Source organism: Congzhengia sp., assembly GCF_037235575.1.
In the GTDB taxonomy this organism is placed as follows: domain Bacteria; phylum Bacillota; class Clostridia; order UBA1381; family UBA9506; genus Congzhengia; species Congzhengia minquanensis.
In genome coordinates, this window is the sequence record NZ_JAXUNN010000039.1 from 74,987 (window position 1) to 96,695 (window position 21,709).

Sequence of the window (21,709 nt, forward strand, 5' to 3'; positions counted from 1 at the left end):
CTTTCTTTTGGTTAATTTTATTATACGGCATAGTTCATAATATGTCAAGCGGATTATATAATATTAATAACGAGTTTACAATTTATTCTAAAATGAAAACGTGCAAGATTTATCATAAAATGGACTGGAACACAGCAAGATATGTGTTGCACGGGCTGTCCTTAAAATGGTATAATGACATTATAAAATATGTATTCAGAAGGGAGACGTATAAATGAAAAAAATTGTTTGGTGTTTGATTTTGGCATTGATTTTGCCGCTTTTTCCGGTAATACCTGCTTTGGGCAAGGATGCGGCAACGGACAGCGCAATGTTCGTTTTAGAAGACTATGAAAACGGTACGCTGGGGGAAACGGCAAAGGTGGTAGGAGCAACCACCAAGCCAGAGGTAACGGCAAGCGACACGGCAGGAAATTCAAAAGGTGCCATGCATGTGAAAACCAGCTCGGATTTTGGCTCGGTGAGCTATGACTTCGGTTCTAAAAAGGACTATACATACGACATTTCCGTGTGGATTAAAGTAGCGGAAACCCCTTTAAAGGACGAGGTGCACTTTATTATTTATAACCTGTCGAAAGCGGACGGAAAAACGTCTTTGTACCGCGACATAGCTGTAAAAAACGCGGGCCTTCAAAAAGACAAGTGGGTGAAGGTGTCGGCAGTTTTTGAATGTGACGGTATGGGCAGAAAGGTTGGCGGCGGGGACTTTGAAACCATTCCCATCGGCTCGACAGAAATTCGCATCGGTTCAGGCAGACCGAGTGAGACAATGGCCTCCGGCGTGATTGAATATGTCATGGACGATTTTGTGATTATGCCGCGGGAAAAATATGTTCCCCAAGAAGGCGAGCTCATCACAAACGGCAGTTTTGAGGACGAGGATTTTTTAAACGGCTGGAGTTTTGGCAATTCGGCTGAAGTTACAAAAATAACTCCTGGGGCAAACGGCACCGGTTCGGCGGTGAATATTCGCGTCAAGTCAAACTGGGGAACCATTACGCAGCCGGAGGTGGATATTCGCTTTGGAAGAAGCTATTCTGTGTCTTTCTGGGCCAAGGCTACCAGTTCCGAGGCGGTTGGACAAAAGATGCAGTTTATTTTAGACCGGTCGAAGCGGAAGACGGATCAGAACGTTCCGAATTATGAGTATATCACGGACCCCAATAATCTCTATCTCTCCGAGGAGTGGCAGCGTTATGAAATGACGTATAGCAACAGTTTAATGACGGAAGACAGCGTAAAACCGAATTTCTATTTCAGAGCGGGAGACGGCCAGCAGCAGGTTTCCTATGCGGTGGACGAGCTGACGGTTACGGAACTGGGCCAGAGTGACATTTTAAACAGTGTGAGCTATCTTTCCGGCGTAATTGAAACGCGAAGCGTGAGCGGATATGCCTCGGTCAGCGGCGGGCTGGTGAGCCACAGCGTTTATCGGGTGATTGTTCCTTTTGAGGGAGACTATGCAATTGTGAAAAGCGGTAAAGAGCCAACCAGCCAATTTCACAGTCTGCTGGGTCCAAAGGTGAACTTAAATTCGCTTAAACTTGTGGTGCAGGCCACAGACGATTATGGAAACGTAGGGAAGCCTGTGACAACGGACATCCACATTACAAAACCTGTTTCTTCTGATTATGCAAAAAAGGCTGTTGCGGAGTTTCGTGAAAACATTTGGAATGAAGACATAAAACAGCTGACAGGAACGGTTTCTTACTTAACAGACAACCCGGAGGAAGGCACGCTCCTTGCGGTGGCGGCGGTTTATGGGAAAAACGGACAGCTTTTAGAAACAACCCAGAAACTATGCACAATAAATGAAGCCGGCGAAACTTCCGCCGAGCTGGCCGTGAACGCAGACGGCGAAGCAAAAAGCGCGAAACTGTTTTTGTGGGGCGAGACGTCTTTAAGCCCGCTAAAAGCGGAGGACAAAATAGAAAAAACAGAGGGCGGAACTTATATTTATGTAGATCCGGTGAACGGAAAATCGTCTAATTCCGGCTCGCTTGAAGCGCCTTTGGCCACGCTGTCCCAGGCAAAAAATAAAGTTCGGAATTTGATTAAGACTGCACAAACAGACGTTTATGTAGTTTTTTATCCCGGTGAATATAAAATTTCTAGCACACTGCAATTTGGGGAGCGGGACTACAGCGAATCCGTAAACTTAGTTTATACCTCCCTTTATAAAACCGACCGCGCGCAGTTCACAGGCGGAACCGACGTAACAGGATTTCAGCTGTATGACGAGAACAAAGGGATTTACCGGGCAAAGGTGCCGGTGGGAACCATGTCGCGCCAGCTGTTTGTAAATGGTGTGCGGGCCGTTAAAGCCAGAAATGAAGGCCCCTTGCAAAACGCTCAGAACGTGAAGGCAGAAGACGGAACAACGCCGCTGGGAATTAAAACCTCAGACGTTTCTTTAAAAGATTTCCGCCGCATTGACGATATTGAACTGGTGTTTTATGAAAAGTGGACCAACCCCAGGTGCCAGGTGTCGGAAATTCAGGACAACGGCGACGGAACCATCACCTTAGTTATGGACGCAGTTGGCTGGAAAGCCATGAGCAACAAGGGCGGCACCAGCGTAACCGTGCCGCAATATATTGAAAACGCTTTAGAGCTTTTAGACGAAGAGGGCGAGTGGTATTTGGATTCTGTTGATGGGTATGTTTATTACAAGCCCCGCTTCTTTGAAAATTTAGACACGGCCCGGGTAATTTTGCCTACAACAGAAAAGCTGGTTGCCATTGAGGGAAAATCGGTTTCAGAACCTATTAAAAACATTTCCTTTGACAACATTGAATTTGCCTATTCCACCTGGAATCGGCCCAGCACGGAAAACGGACATTCCGACGCGCAGAACAACCATATCCGCCAGAACGGAGATCGGCTTGTGGACGGGGCCGTTGAGGTGAAAAACGCTCATAACGTTAATTTTACAAACTGCGACTTTAACCGTCTGGGTACGACGGCGCTGAGGCTGACAGACGCGATCCAGGGCTGTAACATCGTGGGAAACGAGTTTTATGAGCTTTCAGCCGGGGCGGTAAATCTTGGAGATCCCCAGAATAAATCGGACAACAGCCAGGTGGTAAATCCCACCGATTCGGAGTATTTTATCACGGATAACGCCATAGAGAACAACTATATTCATAAAATCGGGGTGGACTTTATGTCCGCCGCAGCCATTTCGGCTGGCTTTCCGAAGAACACCACCATTGCCAACAACGAGCTTTATGGCATGCCCTACAGCGGTATGCATATCGGATATGGCTGGGCGTCGTTAGAGGAAAGCGGCGCCGGAACGGTGAACTTAAAAATTGTGAACAACTATATTCATGATGTGATGAACGACAGAATTTTTGACGGCGGCGCTATTTATACGCTGGGGATGACCGGCGGAACCTGGGAAAACCCCAACATTATCAGCGAAAACTATATTTACGATGTAGGAAACCAGTATGGCGCGCTTTACACAGACGAAGGCTCGGCTTTCTGGTCGCTGACAAAAAATGTGATTGACCTTTCACCGAATCCGGTTTGGCGAGGCAGCGGAAGCACTGTGTTAGAACCAAGATGGCTGCATGTGCACACATCCTCCATTCACGACAACACATATTCCCAAAACTACGCTACCACCACCAACGACTTAATGAGGGGAACAAACTGCGTTTACGAGCCGGCAATTTTAATCTCTGAGGGACACCTGCCGGAGGAAGCGTTAGATATCATTAACCGGTCGGGCATTACGGCCGGCTATCGGCAAAATTTTAAATATGGCCTGCAGAGGGTCGAAAACGTTGAAAGTTTAACGCTTACAACCGGTGAAAGCGTTTTAAACAATCCTGTGTGCTTCACTGTAAAAAATGCGTTTTACACCGTAAACGGACTGGAAATGTATGCAAGAAGCAGCAACGAACAGGTTGCGACGGTGGAGAACAACGTGATAACTGCCCGGGCGCCGGGAACAGCAGAAATCACCTATTACTTTATTGAACAGGGCATTTTAAAAACCACTGCAACAACCGTAACGGTAAAATAGCAACAAAAAAAAGGGAACAGCTTTTGCTGTTCCCTTTACTTTTTTTTTCCATCTATAATACGATATTTAAATCCGAGATAGTTCACATAGTCATAGAGATAAGGCATGGCCTCTTTCGGAAGCTGGGAAATGGCCAGCATCAGACGGTCGTTTTGCGCTTCGGACTGCTGGGCGCCAAGCAGAAAATCAGTGCTTACCTCCAAAACCGACGCAATTTTTACCAAAGTGTCGTAATTTGGCTCCCGGGATGTGTTTTCATAATTCCGGTAGGTCGAAGCGGCAACGCCAATTTTTTTGGCTAATTCAATTTGTGACAACCCGGAGGTTTCCCGCAAAAAGCGAAGACGTTCACTAAACATATTGTTTCTCCCAAGATAGAATAATCCCACTTCATTATAGCATAACAAATTTTTGATAACATTATTATGAAACAAAATGAATTTAAATATAAAAAAATAACACAAAATGTGTTGACAATGGAATTTTTGTATGCTATAATCTGAATAAGGTTTTTGATGAACGGAAATAAAATACACAGTCCGTTTAGAAGAAAAAATCATTTAAATTCATTATGGGAGGAATTCATATGCAATTCAAAAAGAGAAGAATTGCCGTTTTTCTTGCCGCGGCAATGGCTTTCGGTTCGGTTTCTGCTTCTGCAGAGTGGTACTTTGCAGGATATGACACAAGAGACCTGAACAACATTGGTAAAATTTACAACGAAAAGGTAAACGGCTATTTCACGTCAAAGTCGAAAATTGATCCCGTTTCACCGGAAAGTGTGGAGTGGCGGTTTGAAGGGTATGAGTATAACTATCCTCATGCCGGCTACGACAGGCTCTATTTGGAAGGTACATATCAGAAAATTACCCGTTATAATAATCAGTTTCCCCAGTGGGAAACCCGGTTTAAGGACTACATGTGGGAAGTTTGTGTCGATCCGGCAACAGGCGGCCATAGAATTTATCAGCGCCAGCAGACAAACATTCCCGGCAAAGGCTGGTCGTGGGATTTTGGCGAAAATGAAAGTGTAGAAGCAGTGCTGCTTTCGCCTACCAACCGCAATGCTCAGGTTTCCTACTCCTTTCAGGCGTTTGGCGTTGCTAATTTCGATTTAAACGGAAGGTTTGTTTCGCCTGAGGTAGCAGCCATGTATGAAACTTTTGGCGTAAATAACAAAATTTTTGACTATGACTATAACACCCGGGAAATCACCGAAGGAACGTTTTTCCACAACGCCAATTTGAGCGCTATTGACGTCAATGGTCAGTATGTTGTGTCTGATGAGGAAATTGCATCGCAGGTGGGGGCCATTCAGTCGAAATTTGTTACGGGTCCGTCATTCCACAACGACAATCCCACAAAGGATGTTGCCGCGCTGTATCTTGCAAACAGCGATAAAGGCTGGAATTGGGACTGGGATGTTGTTCGGTATGGCGGCGCGAAAGTTGCATGGACGCCGCTGTCCTATGAGATGGAGGAGCCCTACAGGCAATATCAGTATCTGGTTGTGAACGGCCTGGTTTTAGACGGCAGAAACGATACGCCCAGAGTCTATCGTTACACCAATGGCAAGGCTACGCCCAATGTGGAGTGGAGATATGTGAATTGGATGGATTTAGGAACAGATCTTGCAAACTATCCCATGGCGAGCAATCCTTTTAACATCATTGAGTGGAAATATATTGACGGAAAGCCGGCATATAACGCCGACGGCTCGCCTGTTTTAAGAATTCCCACCGGTGAATATGCCAATTCTTACATCAAGGTTACCGACACCGCAATTGAGCTGTGGAGAAGAACAGGCCGCGGCCCGGATGAGTTTATTTATTCCATCAGCCGCGTGAACCATTCGCTGGGTGATTTTGACGCATTTGTGCCCGGTGCGGTTTACACATTTACGGAATAACAGAATTCTGACCTGTTGAATTGCTGTGAAGGAGGAAAAGCATTGAGAAAGCTTGCAGCATTTCTGGTTGCGGCGTTCCTGCTGTTTTCCGCAGCGCCGGTCAGCGCTGCTGTGCGGGCTGTGTCAAATGCTCCGCAGCCTGCTGGGAAAAGCAGTGTAACGGTTCTGATGTATCACAAAATTTCAGACGACCCGGCTGATGCAAACAATGCATTTTGCATCTCTTCAAAAACATTTGAGGAGGATATCCGATTTTTAAAGGAAAACGGCTATACGTTTTGTTTTGCCTCTGAAGTTGACGATGTTTTAAGCGGTAAGAGGCCTCGGGGGAACTATGTTGCCGTGACTTTTGACGACGGATATGAAAGCGATTTTTATTTTGCTAAGCCTGTTCTGGAACGGTATGGCGCCAAAGCTACGTTTTTTGTAATTGGTTCAAAAATCGGTATGGAGGACCACATCGCCAAAGAACACCTGTCTGCGCTTTCAAGATTAGATGTGGTGGAAATCGGCAGCCATTCTTATGGCTTACACAACATGCCTGTTGCCGAACTCAAGCAGAGTTTTGACAGTAAGAATCCTAAGCCGATAGCAGATGACTTTTTAAAGAGCGCAAATATTCTCGAAAAAATAATAGGAAAAAAGGTGGCTGTGCTGTCCTATCCGAATGGGATTTACAACACAGATACAGACCGCGCCTTAAGAAACGCCGGCTTTACCGCAACTTTCACCAGCGATGAAAAACGGCCTGTTTACCCGGGAGTACCTCACGGCAGAATAAACCGCTGGAAGGGCGCTGCGCTGAAAAATCTTCTGGCAAAGTAGAAACCAAACCGACCCCCCTCCGCATTGCGGAAGGGGGTCTTATTAAAAACCAAAAGGGAACAGCTTTTGCTGTTCCCTTCTTTTTCGGTTACAATTTTATTTTGCAATTAAGTCTTTTAACGCTTTGCCAGCCTTAAAAGCAGGTACTGTGCAGGCAGCAATTTTAATCTTCTCGCCTGTCTGAGGATTTTTGCCTTCTCTTGCGGCTCTTTCTCTTGTTTCAAAGGTACCAAATCCTACAAGCTGGATTTTGTCACCCTTCTTTAATGCGTCTCCCACAACATCGATAAAAGCGCCGAGCACCTTTTCCGCGTCTTTCTTCGTTACGTCAGCCTTTTCAGCCATAGCCGACACTAATTCTGTCTTGTTCATTTTACTTCCTCCTATTAGTATAATAATCTTAATATAGCCAAACGGCTATAAAATAAACAATTAAATCCGCCCGTCTTTTGCCTGGTTCCACAATTCGTCCATCTCGGCGAGGGTCATGCCGTTTAGATCCCTGCCGGACGTTATAGCGGCGCGCTCCATTTTTTCAAAACGCGCTAAAAATTTATCGGTAGCCTTTTTTAAAGCCTCCTCCGGATTCACCTCTAAAAAACGGCTCACATTCACTGCAGAAAACAAAAGGTCGCCCAGTTCCTCTTCCATATGCTCTGCGTTTTGTTCTGCCGCTGCAGCTTTCAGCTCGTTTACTTCCTCTGTGAGCTTGCAAAATGCTCCGGTGAAATCATCCCAGTCGAACCCCACCTGGGCAGCTTTTTTCTGCACCTTTTGGGCGCGCATTAAAGCAGGCAGATAGGAACAAACGTCGCGCATCAGCTCTGTCTGGGTCTTTAGGCCCTTTTCCGCTTTTTTATTCTCCTCCCAAAGGTCCAATGCTTCTGTGGTGTTGTTCGTTTTGTCGTTTCCAAAGATGTGTGTGTGACGGGAAATCAACTTTTTGCAAATGTGATTTAAAACATTCTGAATGGAAAAGTTGCCTTCCTCTTCCGCCATTTCAGAATGAAACACGACCTGAAGCAAAACATCGCCCAATTCGTCGGCAAAATTGTCCGGTTGTTTTTCGTCCAATGCCTCCATTGCTTCGCATGCTTCTTCCAAGAGGCAATATTTAATGGACTGGTGGGTTTGCTCCTTGTCCCAAGGGCAACCGTTCTCACCTCGTAGTACTTTCATTATATCAATTAAATCCTCAAAAGTATAGTCCTTTTTTGTAAAATTCATTGTTTTTTCCTCAATTTCTGCACTTTTTTCGTTAGCATATGTGAAATTTACGATAAAATCTTATGTTTTTGCAAAAATATTGCAATTTTTTTGCCCTTTGGAAGCATTTCAATGTCTTCTTTTTGAACAGCCCGGAGCAAAAGAATGGCCGCGCCATAGGCAATTACACCGATAAAGATGGAGATTCCCAGTGCAATGATGGTTTTAAACCGAACGCTGGAGAGCACAGGGGTAACAGGCGCGTTTTGCGGCACGAACTGAACGGACAAATCAATTAAGGGGCAGCCTAAAAGTCCCGCCGCCACGTTAAACGACAAATATACAATCAGCCCCATAATCAAGGCCGATATGAAAGGCTTGATAATAAAATCCCGCACATTGAAATTTGGCTTTATAATTTTTTTGATGGACATAAGATTCAGACCTGCAATTAAGAGGTAACAGCAAAAGGTGCTGACCGGAGCGCCGCCAATGTTTAAGGCAGGCACGGCAATTAAAACATAGTTTGAAACCACCTTGAACAGTCCGCCGATGAGCATGTTGCGCACGGGAATAAACACGTGGCCCGCCGCCTGCAAAATGGCGGTGGAAACAGAAACGGTGCAAACAAACACAATTGCCAGGGAAAGGAGCGTCAGCGTGTCCTGTGCCCGGGCATTATTATAAAGACAAATTAAAATCGGCGTGGATAAAACAGCCAGGCCAATGGCGCAGGGCAGGGAGAAAATCGTCGTAATCCGAATGGAGGACTCGGTGAGTAACCTAGCCTGAGATTTGTTGCTGATTGCCAACGCCGCAGAAATGGCAGGCACAATGCTCATGGAGATGGACGTGACAATGGAGGGCGGCAGGTTAAACAAAGACATGGCATAGCCCGAATAGGAGCCATACATCACATCCGCTGCCTCGTGAGAGATGTTGGCCCCCACCATGGCGTCTTGCGGGTTAACACCGAAAAACTCCGTCAGTGTGCGGAACAAATCCGGCGTAACAGAAATTGCCTGAAGCCGGTTTCCTATCATAAACGTGTCGATAACGTTGGTTAACGACATCACCGCCGCGCCAATGGTAATGGGCACGGCAATGGTTAAGAGCTTTACAAAAATTGTGCTGGTGGAGCGAGCCGCAGTTGTGTTGTAAGATGGGGTGCTTCTTTTGTTTTTATAGTAGAAAAACACCAATAACAGCAGGGCAAAAAGGCCGCCCAGGGTTACACCGAACACCGCACCCGCCGCTGCCAGTTCCACAGAAACCGACATTAAAAAGTAAGCGCCTGCAAGGCCGATAACAAGCTTTGCAACCGACTCTAACACCTCGGAATAGGCTGTGGGAATCATGTTGGAATGGCCCTGAAAATAGCCCCGGAAAGCTGACAGCATAGAGATAAACAAAATTGCGGGAGAAATGGCCACAATGCTAAGATAAGAGCCGGGTGAGTTAAACGCTCCTTCGGCAAAGGGGCGCGCACCGAAAAACAGCACGCAGGTACCTGCCGCACCGATGATGGTGAGCAAAATTACCGCGGCTCTGAGAATTTTTTTCGACTCGCCGTAGTTTTTTTTGGCCAGGCTTTCCGACACCATTTTGGAAACGGCCACAGGCAGACCAGCTGTCGCCATAACGAACATGGCGGCATAGAGATTATAGGCCCGGGTGAAAAAGGCCATTCCCGTCTCGTGCAAAATGTTGGCTAAAGGTATTTTAAAGCATGCGCCGATTATTTTTACAACCAAATGGGCAACAACCAAAACCGCCGCGCCCTCCATAAACGATTGTTTCTTAATTTCCTTCAAGTTCTGTCATCCTTTCAAGGGGAAGATATGATAGCATGTCACTATTTAATTTATTGCTGTCTGGACTATAATATACTATTTTCCCAGACAAAACCGGGCAAATATTTTGTCCACCACTTCTTCCGATACGGTTTTACCCGTAATTTCGCCCAAATGCGCCGCACAGTCGGTAATGTCGATGGACACCAAGTCGTAAGGCACCTGGGCATTTAAAGCCGCCGCAGCACGCGAAACAGCCGCTAAAGCGTTATATGCCGCCTCTTTGTGCCTGAGGTTAGTTAAAACAGCGCGGTTTTCAGCGGACAACACGCCCAGCTGAAACTTTTCTTCAATTTTATTGGTCAGTGCGGTTAACCCTTCGCCTGTTTTGGCGGAGATTGCCACCGTGTCTGCACCGTCAAACACGCCGCCGGTTTTTATGCAGTTTAAATCGCATTTATTCAGCAGCACAATTACGTTTTTATCCCGAATTGTTTCAAAAATGTCTAAGTCTTCCTGGGTGATATCTTGCGACCCGTCAACCACGAACAGAACAAGGCCGGCCTTTTCAATATATTCTTTCGATTTGTCAATTCCCAGGCTTTCAATTCTGTCTTCCGTCTGTCGGATCCCCGCTGTGTCGAACACGTTTAACACAATTCCGTTCAGTGTGACGCGCTCTTCAATCACGTCCCGGGTGGTGCCGGCAATGTCCGTCACAATGGCGCGGGACTCCCTTGCGAGCAAATTTAAAACGGAGGATTTCCCTACGTTGGGCTTTCCACATATTACAGTGTCAATCCCGTCGCGGATTAGTCTGCCCCGGTTCGCGGTTGCAAGAAGGGAATTTAGCCCATCCTGCACCTTCGTAAGGTCTTTCAGCAGACTGCCCGGTTCATATTCGTCCACGTCCTCCTCCGGATAGTCTAAATTGGCGTTGATTTTTGCCAAAACCTCTAACACCACGTCCCGAATTTGGTTAATTTCATCTGACAGTGCACCGCCCAGCTGGTTTGCTGCGGCGGACAGGGCAAGGGAGGAGGGCGAATGAATCACGTCAATCACAGCTTCGGCCTGGGAAAGGTCTAAACGGCCGTTTAAAAAAGCACGTTTGGTGAATTCGCCCGGGGCGGCCAAAGCAGCGCCATTTTTTAAAACGCAGGCAAGCACAGCCTCGGTTACCACCAATCCGCCGTGGCAGTTAATTTCCACCGTGTCTTCCCGGGTAAAGGTATTGGGGGCAAGCATAACGGAAATTAACACTTCGTCTACCACATGATTGCCGTCGTAAATAAACCCGTAGTGAATGGTGTGAGAGGCGGCTTCCTTTAGCGGTTTACCGTTTTTTGCGCGAAAAACTCTGTCGGCCACAACTACGCTGTCCGGCCCGCTGATGCGGATGATGGAAATGCCTCCGGTGCCGTGAGGCGTTGCAATGGCCGCAATGGTTTCGTTTGTCATATCCGAATTGCCCCCTTTGGTTCAAATTTTAAATAGTCGTCTAAAATGTCGGATAGGCCCTCTAAAAACGCACGCACCTCAGAAAATTTAAGGAGCAGGCGGAACACTGACTCAGTTTTTCGTTGAAAGCTGGGGTTTAAAAAGGGATAGGCCTCTTTTTCTGTCAGCGGGCAAAGGGAATAGGCCCTGGGATCTATGATAATTCTCAGTCCCGCGTTCTCACGGAAATAGGGAATGAGGGGGAAAATCCGGCAGGACAGCGGGCGTGCACTCCGCCGGCACAGTCCGCTGCATAACAGCAAATCTGCACGCCTTCCGCCATAAACAAACTCCGACGGCACAACTTGAAAGCCGGGACGGTTTAAAAACAGCGGTTTTTCGCCGGGAAACAAATACATGCCGGTTTCCTTGGAGGAGTCGCACAAACTATCGGCATTGTTAAATCCGCCGTCGCTGTTGCCACTGTCACCGCCGCAGCAGGCCTTGCCGCAGAGCGCGCCGCAGTCGGCCAAAAGGGGCGTTGTGTCTCCAAAATATGTATAAATGCTTTGGTAAAGTGTGCTTGCCTGCATAAATTTCTCCTCAGTTAAAAATTTATCCGCTTCCGGGCAGAAAACGATGCCCGGAAACGGAAATAATTTGTGTTATTTTGCCTGCTCCGCGCAGGGCGGAGCAGTGCCGATTGCCTACGCGTTGTCCAGAGCTTCTTTTAACAGCTTATTGATAATCTGCGGATTTGCCTTCCCGCGGGACATTTTCATGGTCTGACCCACTAAAAAGCCCATTGCCTTGTCTTTTCCGGCCTTATAGTCTGCTACCGACTGTGGATTGTTCTTCAAAACCTCGTCAATCATCTCTTTAATGGCCCCTTCGTCTGAAACCTGAACCAGCCCCAGCTTTTCGACAATTTTTTCCGGGTCTTCCGGGTTTTCAAACATGGCGGAGAGTACTTTTTTCGCCGCGCTGGTGCTGATGGTGCCTTTTTCAATCAGCGCAATCATTTGTGCCAGCTGACCGGCGGAAAAAGGAATGTCTGCCGGCTCTAATTCTTTGTCGTTCAAAATTTTAGAAATGTCGCCCATAAGCCAGTTTGAGGCAATTTTCGGCGTGGCGCCTGCGGCTACGCATGCGTCAAAATAATCTGCCAGGGTTTTGGACGACGTGATGATAAACGCGTCGTATTCCGGCAGACCGTGCTCGGCAATGTAGCGCGCTTTGCGCTGTTCGGGCAGCTCGGGAATTGTTTTTCTGATTTCTTCAATCCATTCGTCCGACACCACAATGGGCACCAAATCCGGCTCGGGGAAGTAGCGGTAGTCCTGGGCGTCCTCTTTCGAGCGCATTACAGTGCTCACACCGTGAATGTCGTCCCACCGCCTGGTTTCCTGGTCAACGGTGCCGCCTTCATCTAACACCTTTGCCTGGCGCTTTTCTTCATATTGCATGGCGCGGTAGGCCGCGCTGAACGAGTTTACGTTTTTCATTTCGCAGCGGGTACCAAACTCTTTCTGGCCCACGGGGCGGATAGATACGTTCACGTCGCACCGCAAAGATCCCTCCTGCATTTTACAGTCGGACACCTCGGTATATTCCAAAATGGATTTTAATGTTTCTAAAAATACACGGGCTTCTTCCGGGGAGCGCATGTCCGGTTCCGACACAATTTCAATCAGCGGCACGCCGCAGCGGTTATAGTCCGCCATAGAGGTGTTTCCATAATCGTCGTGCACCAGTTTGCCCGCGTCCTCCTCAATGTGAATTCTGGTAATGCCAATGCGCTTTGTTTCGCCTTCTACATTAATGTCAATATATCCATGCTGGCAAAGCGGCAGGTCGAACTGGGAAATCTGGTAAGCTTTTGGCAGGTCGGGATAAAAATAGTTTTTTCTGTCCTGTTTTCCAAATTTGGTGATTTCACAGTTCATAGCCAGCCCTGCTTTAATGGCATAGTCCACCACCCGCTTGTTTAAAACGGGCAGGGTGCCGGGCATGCCGGAACAAACGGGGCACACACGGGTGTTTGGCTCGCCGCCGAATGCGTTTTCGCAGGAACAGAATATTTTGGTGTTGGTTGCCAGCTCTGCGTGTATTTCAAGTCCGATAACGGTTTCGTATTTCATGTTGTGTTAGCCCCCTTTTATAAATTCGGTCTGATTTTGGTGATGGTTTTTTCCAAAGCATATGCGGCGTTTAAAATAGTTGCCTCGCCAAAGGGCCTGCCGATAATCTGCAAACCGATGGGAAGACCGTTTTTGTCATATCCGCAGGGAATCACAATGGCCGGCAGCCCGCCGATGTTCACCGAAACCGTGCAGATGTCTGCCAAATACATTTGGAGCGGGTCGGTGGTTTTTTCACCGATACCAAAAGCAGTGGTGGGTGAGGTGGGTGTAACCAAAACGTCATATTTTTCAAAGGCTTTGTTAAAATCGTTCATAATCATGGTGCGCACCTGCTGGGCCTTTTTGTAATATGCGTCGTAATAGCCGGAGGACAGGGCATAGGTTCCAATCATAATGCGGCGCTTTACCTCACGGCCGAAGCCTTCGCTTCTGGACTGGCAGTACATATCCACCAAATCGTCAAATTGCTCTGCACGATAGCCATATTTCACGCCGTCGAACCGGGCCAGGTTTGAGCTTGCCTCGGCGGAGGAAATCATGTAATAGGTAGGCAGGGCATATTTGTTTAAGGGCAGGTTCATGTTTTCGCTTTCTGCGCCTAAGGACTTCATATTGTCAATTGCAGCGTAAATGGCGGAAGAAACCTCCCCGTCAATGCCACCGCCGATATATTCTTCGGGAATGCCGATTTTTAATCCCTTAATGTCGCCGGTTAAGGCGTTTTCATAGCAGGGATGTGCGACGTTTACCGAGGTGGAGTCTTTTTCGTCATGACCGGCAATTACGTCTAAAACCATTGCGGCGTCGCGAACGTCTTTTGCCAGCGGCCCAATCTGGTCAAGAGACGAGGCAAAGGCAATCAGGCCATACCGCGAAACGCTGCCATAGGTGGGCTTTAAGCCAACGCAGCCGCAGAAAGCCGCCGGCTGGCGTATGGAGCCGCCGGTGTCGGAGCCTAAGGAAAAGGGCGCTTCGTCTGCTGCAACGCTTGCCGCGCTGCCGCCGGAGGAGCCGCCGGGTACCTTGGTTAAGTCGTAGGGGTTTTTCGTTTTTTTAAAGTAAGAGTTTTCTGTGGAAGACCCCATTGCAAACTCGTCCATGTTCACCTTGCCTAGGGTAACGGTGCCGGCAGCGTTAAGCTTTTCCACCACCGTGGCGTTATAGGGGGGCTTGAAGTTATACAGCATTTTCGAGGCACATGTAGTGAGCACATCCCTGGTGCACATATTGTCTTTAATGGCGCAGGGCACGCCGGCAAGCGGGCCGACCTCTTCGCCCGCAGCTAATTTTTTGTCTATTTCGGCCGCGCGCTCCATTGCAGACTCGCTGCAAACCGTGATATAGCTTTCCACCTTTTCTTCCACGCTGTCAATCCGCTCCAAAACGGATTTTGTGGCTTCGGCGCTTGTAATTTCTTTGTTTTTTATCATGTCACGAAGTTCGTGAGCGGTTTTTTTATAAAGCTCCATTTTCAGTCAATCCTTTCTATTCAACGACTTTGGGTACGATAAAGCCTTCTTCATCGAAGTCCGGCGCATTTTTCAAAATTTCCCGCCTGTCAAACGAAGGTTTCACCTCGTCCGGCCGGAACGCGTTTTGCATGGGAATGGCGTGGGCCGTGGGAACAATGCCCTCGGTATCCAACTCGCCCAGTTTGTCTGCAAAGTCGATAATTCCCGCCATGTCGGCTTCTAACTTCTGTGCGTCTTCGTCTGAAAACTTAAGCCTTGCCAAAGACGCTACATGGAGCACTTCTTCTTTTGTGATTTTCATAAAATGACCTCCTCAAAATTTATTGATAACCAAACCGGTAATTAACTTTGGATAAAAATATGTTGATTTCTGGGGCATTTTTTCATTTAACAGCGACACGTCTTTTATTTGCCGCACCTTGGTTGCGTTTAATAAAAACGAACACTGTGCCTTGCCCTGTTTCACCGCGTCGATTGCCTCGCCGGCAAATTTTGTATAAATCAAATTTTTCTGGTTTGCCATGTTTTCAGTGTCTATACCGAAAATTTTGTCTAAAATCAGCGTGTGCAAAACGCTTACGTCCAGACCTCGGTAAGCATCGGAACGGTTGGGCAGCGCTTCTTTCATGGCGCTTTGGCTGGAAAGTGTTACCAGATAAAAATAGTCTTTTCCGGTGTAAAACGCAAAGGCTGTGCCGTTCTGGCACCTTGAAAGAGCCGCTTCTGCTTCCACTGCTGCGTCTTTCGCAGTTCGTTTTTCAACGGAAAAGTTTTCGCTTAAGGCTGTCAGCGTTTTTTCTTCATCGAACCCGTCTAAATTCTGCAAAATGCGGTGGGTGGGCAGCACAACCAGCCCTGGGTCGTCCATTTCAACGGCAAAGGCCAAAATGAAGTTACCGCCATGGAGTGCGTCAAAGCCCGGTGTCTCCTGTTTTAATTTTTCGCGGAAGTTTAAGGCCGTTTCATATCTGTGGTGGCCGTCTGCAATGAACAACTGTTTGTCGGCAAACGCACATTCAATTTGGGAAAGCAAATCTTTGTCTTTTATTACCCACAGGTTGTGGGTAATTCCGTCGGGAGTTTGAAAAGACTCTTCCGGCGCGTTTTTAGAAGCGTCTGAAATAATTTGGTTCACTGTCTTCTTTTCGTCCATATAAAGGAAGTAAATCGGGCTGAAATTTGCGTGGGTTGCGTCCATTAACTGAAACCGGTCGGCCTTGGCTTTTGACAACGTTTCTTCGTGGGGCAGAACAATTTTTTCAGAAAACGGCACCAGCTCCACTGCCGAGATAAGCCCTTTTAAGGATTTTACACTGCCGTCAGGAAGGGTGAAAACCTCCTCATACAGATAGTAGGCCGGCACATCTTCAAATTTTAAAATGCCCTCCGTCATCCAGTCGTTTAAATAGTCCCTGGCGCGGGTATAGCGGTTATTTGTGTCCGTGTCGGTGTCATAGGTTTTGCCCAGCTCCAAATGAATGATGCTGTTTTTGTGCTTTTTGCAATACATCTCCTGTTCTAAAGGGGAAATAATGTCATAGGGCGGCGTGGTAACGCCGGAAAGCGGGCCTGTGCGTTTTGTGTCATACCGAAGGCCCCGGAAAGGTTTTACGTTTGCCATGTTGTTTTAACTCCTGTCTTTTAAATAGTCAATAATATCCAATGGCGTGTGCGCCACAAAATCTGGTTCTTTTTCTATTAGCATTTCTTCGCTCTGATAGCCCCAGGCCGCCGCCAGCGAAACCATGCCGGCGTTCTTACCGGTCATTACGTCGTAAATAGAGTCGCCGATGAAAAGCACCTCGGAAGGAGCTGCTCCGCAGCTTTCTGCAATAGCCAGCGCCGCGTCAGGCGCGGGCTTTTTAGGAACGCCCGGCCGCTCGCCGAAAACGTTTTGAAAGCCATATTCTTTAAAAAAGTGGTGGGTCATAGTTTTTGCGAAACTGTCCACCTTGTTGGATAGCACGTTTAAGGCAATGTTTTGCTCCCTCATAAAATTTAATAGGGGCAGAATTCCATCAAACGGAGCGGTGTGGGCGGTGCAGTTTTTGTCATACCGTGCGCCCATCTGCGCAACAAACTCATTTAAAAACTCAGGCGTGTTTTTTTCGGCAGGGATACATTTTTCCGCATATGCCCGCACGCCGTTTCCCACCGCGCTTTTATGGAACGGCAGGGGAAAGGTGGGAAAGCCGTAGCTTGCCAGCGTTTCATTCATGGAGACTGAAAGGTCGCCGATGGAGTCTAACAGCGTGCCGTCCAAATCAAAAATGGCGGCTTTAAAAATCGTTTTCATCATAATTGTCCTCCACATAATCGTCAAAATCGTCGTCTTCCAAATGTTCTTCATCGGTGAAAATGCGGTCGTCATCTTTTTTCGGCGTCACCAGCCGTACGATATATTTGTCCAAAACGTGCCAAATATAATAGTTTGCAGTGAACGCGGTAAAGCCCGTTAAGAAAAATGCCATGAGAATAAACCAGATTTCCGGCAGCATCCACACAAAAAAGGAGAGATAAAACAGCCCGGCGTTTATGGCAAACAGCAAAACAAAAATAATAAAGTTCTGCGGAAGCTTTAGCACAGCAAACGTCCACGCATTTTTTAAAACCGTTCTATATTTCATTTTAAACGTAACTAAAATGGGATATACGTAAAAGCTCATAATGATGAGCAAAATGGAAACCACGGCAAACACAGTGTATAAAACGCCTAAGGGCAGGCCGCTGGAAATGAAAAAGCCGTTGTAAAAGACAAGGGCCTGCAGCAGCAGATACATTACAAGGTAAGATAAGACGCTGGTTAAAAGCCCAAACTTCCAGTTTTTCTTAGCGTGTTCAAAAAAGTCGGACACGATAAAGGTGTGCTCCTGCTTTGCGTAGTTTCGAATCACATAAGTGAACCCGGCGGTAAACGGGCCGGTGAGCATAAGGGGCAAAAAGGGCACAATGGGAACGATAAACGATTTGCCGCGTAAAAACGCCGTCACTATGGTTACCAAATTGTCGCCGCCAAAGTAAGAGGAGAACAAATAAATAGATGCGCCGAAAAACAAAAGGTTTGAAAGCGCAAACCAAAACGATACGCCGCAGATGTGCCAAAAGTGCCTGCCTACAATATCAAAATAGTTTCTTTGTGCGGCATCTTCCTTTGAAACGCCGCGTCTGTTTTCAGTTCCGAACATTGGTTTCCTCCGTCAGTTTTTCTTTCGCAGCATGGAATATTCGGGCAAATCTCTGCCCAAATCCAAAATAAATTCCTGCATGGGGTGAGGAACGCTGCTAATTTCGTTACCCTCTGTATCTGTCATGTTTGTAATTTGAAACGCAAAGGGCGCGGTGTTTGGCGCCATAACCTCCACCTCGTCGCCGAGGGACAGCTTGTTTTTCTGCACAAACAGTGTTTTGCCGTTACCCGCAGCGCCTTTTGCAACGGCCGCCACATCGTAGTTTCTGATGTATCCGCCGTTTTCATACTCCTGGCCGTTTTCTTTCGGGTTTCCCAGCCAAAAGCCCGTGGTGTAGCCACGGTTGCTGACTTTATAAAGCTCGTTTTTCCACTCCGGGTTAAACCGGTAGCCCTCAGGATTTTCCAAATATGCGTCAATGGCCCGGCGGTAAGCCCCCACAACGGTTGCCACGTAATATTCCGTTTTAACACGGCCTTCAATTTTAAAGCTGGTCACGCCGGAATTTATCAGCTCTGGAATGTGTTCAATCATGCACATGTCTTTCGAGTTAAAAATAAACGTGCCCCGCTGGTTTTCAAACACGGGAAAGTGCTCGCCCGGCCGCTTTTCTTCTTCCAGCGTATAGTTCCATCGGCAGGGGTGAGCGCAGTCGCCTGCGTTCGATTCACGCCCCGTCATGTAGGAGCTTAATAAACATCTGCCGGAGTAAGAGATGCACATTGCACCGTGAACAAAGGCTTCCAGCTCAAGGTCTGGGTCTGTTTTTTTACGGATGGTTTTCACGTCTTCGAGCGTTAGCTCTCTTGCTAAAACCACGCGCTGTGCGCCCAGCCTGTGCCAAAAGTTCACAGTTTCATAATTTACGTTGTTTGCCTGGGTGCTGATATGAATTGGAATATGGGGCGCAAACTCCTTTGCCAAGTGAAATGCGCCGGGGTCTGAGAGAATCAGCCCGTCGGGGCATAGGCGGTTTGCGTCTTTTAAAAATGCAATAAAATCCTCTATATCATCATTATGTAAAATGACGTTTGCCGTTAAATAAAATTTTTTGCCCTGACTGTGAGTAAATTCAATGCCCCGGGCCAAATCCTCGTAGGAAAAGTTTTTCGCCCGCACCCGCAGAGAAAACGCGTCTCCGCCGGCGTAAACCGCGTCTGCGCCATAAGCCAGCGCCACCTTTAGCCGTTCTAAATTGCCCGCAGGGGCAAGCAGTTCTATCTTGTTCATTTAAGCTTACCTTTCAACGCTAAGTTTTTCTAAAATTTCCTCTGCAATGGAGCGTTCATCCATGCGGCAAAGCTTTTTCAGCTCCTTGGGACTGCCGTGAGGCACCACAGGTGCATAGCCCTTTACCAGACACTTGCAAGCAACTTCGCGCTTTGCCAATGCCGCAGCGACAGACTCGCCAAAACCGCCTTTTACCACCCCGTCTTCCAGCGTTACCACAAGCTTATGTTTTTTCGCCATGTGGGTTACAAACTCGGTGTTTAACGGGAATAGAGTGCGCAAATTCACCAGGGTGGGGTTCAGCCCGTGCTCCTTTAACAGTGCACAGACTTTCTCGCCAATGGTGAGCATAAGCCCGGCGCAGAAAAGGCAAACGTCCTTTCCCTGCCGCACGGTGTGGGGAATTCCCAAAACAAAGGGGGAAACGTCAGTTTTCGTTTCCGGCTGGAGGTATCCTCTGGGATAGCGGATCGCAATGGGACCTTGGTGTGCGCCGCTTGCCGCAAAACGCATCATCTGCTCCAGTTCAGCAAAGCTTGCCGGGGCCAACACCGTCATGTTGGGCATGGCGGACATATATGCAATGTCAAACAAGCCGTGGTGGGTTTCGCCGTCTTCGCCGACAATGCCCGCCCGGTCAATGCAGAAGGTAACGTTTAAGTTTTGCAGGCACACGTCATGCAAAATCTGGTCATAGGCGCGCTGAAGAAAGGATGAATAAATCACCACAAAGGGTTTTAAGCCGCTGATGGCAAGGCCCGCCGCAAAGGTCACCGCGTGCTGTTCGGCAATAGCTACGTCGAAAAATTTGCGCGAAAACCGCTCTGCAAACTCGTCTGTTCCTGTTCCGGCAGACATGGCCGCCGTAACAACACAAATGTTATTGTCGCGTTCAGCCAAAGCGCACAGGGTGTTTCCCGCAATCCGCGAATAGGTGGTGTGGCGTTTGCCGGAACTGATTCCCACAGACGCTTCAAAGGTGCTCACGCCGTGGTAAACCGCCGGGTGCTTTTCGGCAAATTTATATCCCTTGCCCTTTTTCGTAATCACATGCAAAAGCACCGGGCCGCGCACAAGCTTTGCGCGGTTTAAAATCAGGGTGAGCATCTCCACGTCGTGGCCGTCCACCGGGCCGAAATAGGTAAAGCCCATATCGTCAAACACGGTGTTGCCCACTAAAATATGTTTTACTAAATCCTTAAACTTTTTTAAAAACAGCGCAATTTTGTCCCCCCAGGAAAAGCGGGAAAGCCCCCGCTCAATGCGGGATTTAAATGTAAAATATGCGGGAACAGAGCGCAGCTTTGTCAAATGCTTGGTAAACCCGCCGACGCTCTTGGAAATGGACATGTTATTGTCGTTTAACACTACAATAAAATTCTTTTTCAAGTTTCCGGCGTCGCACAGGGCCTCGGTGGCCATGCCGCCGGAAAGTGCGCCGTCGCCGATAACGGCTACGGTGTGAGCGTCGCTGCCTTTTAAAATGTTGGCCTTGGCAATGCCTAACGCCGCAGAGATTGACGTGCTTGAATGGCCGGTGTTAAAACAGTCGAACTCGCTTTCACAGGTTTTAGGAAAGCCAGCCAAACCTCCATACTTTCGCAGGGTAGAGAACTTGTCCCGTCTGCCGGTTAAAAGCTTATACACATAGCTCTGGTGGCCAACATCCCACACAATTTTGTCCTCCGGCAGGTCAAACGCGCGCAGAAGCGCAATAGTCAGCTCCACCACCCCCAGGTTCGAGGCTAAGTGCCCCCCGGTTTTGGAAACGGAGTCGATTAAAAACGCGCGGATTTCTTCTGCCAGCACGTGGGTTTCTTCTATATTCAGTTTCTTTACATCTTCCGGACAGGAGATCCTGTCTAATAAATGAAACATTCCATCACTCTTTTAGTAATTTTGCTTTCACAAACCGCTCTAAGGCGCGTTTTATATAAAACAAAGGGGTTTCAAAGGCCTCAATTGGCTCAACCAAAATGGTGAAGAGCCCCATTCGGTTAGCGCCCCAGGTGTCGGTAAAGATTTGGTCGCCCACAAATGCGGTGTTTTCCTGCCGGCAGCCCAATGTGTTCAGCGCTTTGCGGTAGCTTTTTTTCAGCGGTTTGCCTGCGTCTGCCACAAAGGGAATTTCAAAACCGGCAAGATAAGCTTCCACCCTGCGCCGCTTTCCGTTGGATATGACGCACACCAAAAAGCCGTCTGCCTTCAGTTCTTCCAAAAAGCTGAGCGCCCGTGCTGAGGGCGTTTTGGTTTCATGACTGTCCAGTGTGTTGTCAAGGTCTAAAATGACGGCGGAAATGCCGTTTTCTTTTAATTTATTTAAGTCAATTGCCGAAATGTCGTGAACAAACAAATCGGGCACAAGGTTATGAAACAATGAAGTCACCTCAATCAACATGTATCGTATGAAACGATATAACTATTATATCATACCACATTTTCAAAGGTGCGTAAATAGAAAAAAGG

18 protein-coding genes are annotated in these 21,709 nt (G+C 47.7%); 3 read left to right on the plus strand and 15 right to left on the minus strand.

Going from position 1 to position 21,709, the window contains the following annotated elements; all coding sequences use genetic code 11:
* Positions 1 to 214: 214 nt before the first annotated feature.
* A complete protein-coding gene (locus WIG73_RS09885) occupies positions 215 to 4,036 on the plus strand; it encodes a carbohydrate binding domain-containing protein (protein ID WP_337400382.1) in 3,822 nt (1,273 codons plus the stop codon).
* Positions 4,037 to 4,071: 35 nt separating this feature from the next.
* Here the strand turns inward: WIG73_RS09885 and WIG73_RS09890 are convergent, their stop codons facing one another.
* Complete coding sequence (locus WIG73_RS09890) at positions 4,072 to 4,395, minus strand: helix-turn-helix domain-containing protein (RefSeq protein WP_177680200.1); 324 nt, start codon at positions 4,393 to 4,395, stop codon at positions 4,072 to 4,074.
* A gap of 227 nt (positions 4,396 to 4,622) precedes the next feature.
* On the opposite strand from WIG73_RS09890, the gene WIG73_RS09895 reads away from it, so the two are divergent.
* Positions 4,623 to 5,945, plus strand: a complete 1,323-nt coding sequence (locus WIG73_RS09895) for a hypothetical protein (RefSeq protein ID WP_337400385.1) — start codon at positions 4,623 to 4,625, stop codon at positions 5,943 to 5,945.
* Positions 5,946 to 5,987: 42 nt separating this feature from the next.
* Positions 5,988 to 6,770, plus strand: a complete 783-nt coding sequence (locus WIG73_RS09900) for a polysaccharide deacetylase family protein (RefSeq protein ID WP_337400387.1) — start codon at positions 5,988 to 5,990, stop codon at positions 6,768 to 6,770.
* A 96-nt stretch (positions 6,771 to 6,866) separates the two neighbouring features.
* Here WIG73_RS09900 and WIG73_RS09905 read toward each other — a convergent pair whose 3' ends face one another.
* The 14 genes from WIG73_RS09905 to WIG73_RS09970 all read right to left on the minus strand — a co-directional run bounded on the left by WIG73_RS09905 (position 6,867) and on the right by WIG73_RS09970 (position 21,620).
* Entirely contained in the window at positions 6,867 to 7,142 is a 276-nt protein-coding gene (locus WIG73_RS09905) for an HU family DNA-binding protein (protein ID WP_177677378.1), read from the minus strand.
* Between the two features lie 60 nt (positions 7,143 to 7,202).
* Positions 7,203 to 7,997, minus strand: a complete 795-nt coding sequence (mazG, locus tag WIG73_RS09910; protein ID WP_337400388.1) for a nucleoside triphosphate pyrophosphohydrolase — start codon at positions 7,995 to 7,997, stop codon at positions 7,203 to 7,205.
* A gap of 47 nt (positions 7,998 to 8,044) precedes the next feature.
* Positions 8,045 to 9,790, minus strand: coding sequence for an oligosaccharide flippase family protein (locus WIG73_RS09915; RefSeq protein WP_337400389.1), 1,746 nt, complete (start codon positions 9,788 to 9,790; stop codon positions 8,045 to 8,047).
* 75 nt (positions 9,791 to 9,865) lie between these two features.
* Entirely contained in the window at positions 9,866 to 11,230 is a 1,365-nt protein-coding gene (mnmE, locus tag WIG73_RS09920) for a tRNA uridine-5-carboxymethylaminomethyl(34) synthesis GTPase MnmE (RefSeq protein WP_337400390.1), read from the minus strand.
* Positions 11,227 to 11,802, minus strand: coding sequence for a hypothetical protein (locus WIG73_RS09925; protein ID WP_337400391.1), 576 nt, complete (start codon positions 11,800 to 11,802; stop codon positions 11,227 to 11,229). The genes mnmE and WIG73_RS09925 overlap by 4 nt, the downstream gene beginning before the upstream one ends.
* A gap of 114 nt (positions 11,803 to 11,916) precedes the next feature.
* Positions 11,917 to 13,350, minus strand: coding sequence for an Asp-tRNA(Asn)/Glu-tRNA(Gln) amidotransferase subunit GatB (gene gatB / locus WIG73_RS09930; RefSeq protein ID WP_177680690.1), 1,434 nt, complete (start codon positions 13,348 to 13,350; stop codon positions 11,917 to 11,919).
* A 17-nt stretch (positions 13,351 to 13,367) separates the two neighbouring features.
* Entirely contained in the window at positions 13,368 to 14,822 is a 1,455-nt protein-coding gene (gatA, locus tag WIG73_RS09935) for an Asp-tRNA(Asn)/Glu-tRNA(Gln) amidotransferase subunit GatA (protein ID WP_337400392.1), read from the minus strand.
* A 16-nt stretch (positions 14,823 to 14,838) separates the two neighbouring features.
* Positions 14,839 to 15,126, minus strand: a complete 288-nt coding sequence (gatC, locus tag WIG73_RS09940; RefSeq protein ID WP_177680685.1) for an Asp-tRNA(Asn)/Glu-tRNA(Gln) amidotransferase subunit GatC — start codon at positions 15,124 to 15,126, stop codon at positions 14,839 to 14,841.
* Between the two features lie 12 nt (positions 15,127 to 15,138).
* Positions 15,139 to 16,446 carry a DUF1015 domain-containing protein gene (locus tag WIG73_RS09945; protein WP_337400393.1) on the minus strand — a complete coding sequence of 436 codons (1,308 nt, stop codon included), beginning with the start codon at positions 16,444 to 16,446 and terminating at the stop codon, positions 15,139 to 15,141.
* A gap of 6 nt (positions 16,447 to 16,452) precedes the next feature.
* On the minus strand, positions 16,453 to 17,124 hold the full coding sequence (locus WIG73_RS09950) for an HAD family hydrolase (protein ID WP_337400394.1): 672 nt from the start codon (positions 17,122 to 17,124) through the stop codon (positions 16,453 to 16,455).
* Complete coding sequence (locus WIG73_RS09955) at positions 17,105 to 18,010, minus strand: hypothetical protein (protein ID WP_337400395.1); 906 nt, start codon at positions 18,008 to 18,010, stop codon at positions 17,105 to 17,107. The genes WIG73_RS09950 and WIG73_RS09955 overlap by 20 nt, the downstream gene beginning before the upstream one ends.
* A gap of 12 nt (positions 18,011 to 18,022) precedes the next feature.
* Entirely contained in the window at positions 18,023 to 19,243 is a 1,221-nt protein-coding gene (locus WIG73_RS09960; RefSeq protein ID WP_337400396.1) for a U32 family peptidase, read from the minus strand.
* Positions 19,244 to 19,249: 6 nt separating this feature from the next.
* Complete coding sequence (gene dxs / locus WIG73_RS09965; RefSeq protein ID WP_337400398.1) at positions 19,250 to 21,121, minus strand: 1-deoxy-D-xylulose-5-phosphate synthase; 1,872 nt, start codon at positions 21,119 to 21,121, stop codon at positions 19,250 to 19,252.
* Between the two features lie 4 nt (positions 21,122 to 21,125).
* Positions 21,126 to 21,620 carry a YqeG family HAD IIIA-type phosphatase gene (locus WIG73_RS09970; RefSeq protein ID WP_337400399.1) on the minus strand — a complete coding sequence of 165 codons (495 nt, stop codon included), beginning with the start codon at positions 21,618 to 21,620 and terminating at the stop codon, positions 21,126 to 21,128.
* Positions 21,621 to 21,709: the final 89 nt, after the last annotated feature.